We start from the raw sequence: 398 nt of genomic DNA, 5'->3' as shown, positions 1-398 counted from the left end.
CATGTCGAAGATTTCCCGTGATCCGCTCTATCGCCGCCACCGTTTTCCGGCCGAGATCATCTCGCATGCAGTGTGGCTCTACTTCCGCTTTCCGCTTAGCCTGCGCATGGTCGAGGACATACTGGCGGCCCGCGGCATCGTCGTCAGCCACCAGACGATCCGGGACTGGGCGGAGAAATTTGGACGGCATTTCGCCAATGAGATCCGTCGCCGATCCGCCGGCCGCCTCGGCGACAAATGGCATCTCGACGAGGTTGTCGTCAGCGTCGCGGGCAAGAAATGCTGGCTCTGGCGGGCCGTCGACCAGGAAGGCTTTGTCATCGACGTTCTGGTGCAAAGCCGCAGGAATACAAAGGCCGCCAGGCGCCTGATGCGCAAACTGCTGAAGGCACAAGGGC

The 398-nt window shown here is 61.6% G+C and carries 1 protein-coding gene; it reads left to right on the top strand.

All coding sequences use genetic code 11. The annotated features are described in order from the left end of the window. Position 1: 1 nt before the first annotated feature. On the top strand, positions 2-398 hold a 397-nt coding region (locus FCU66_RS40605), incomplete at its 3' end, for an IS6 family transposase (RefSeq protein WP_136625525.1).

Origin of the sequence: Mesorhizobium norvegicum, from assembly GCF_004919685.1 — a bacterium.
Lineage (GTDB): Bacteria > Pseudomonadota > Alphaproteobacteria > Rhizobiales > Rhizobiaceae > Mesorhizobium > Mesorhizobium norvegicum.
This window is presented reverse-complemented; position numbering and strand designations above follow the sequence as displayed.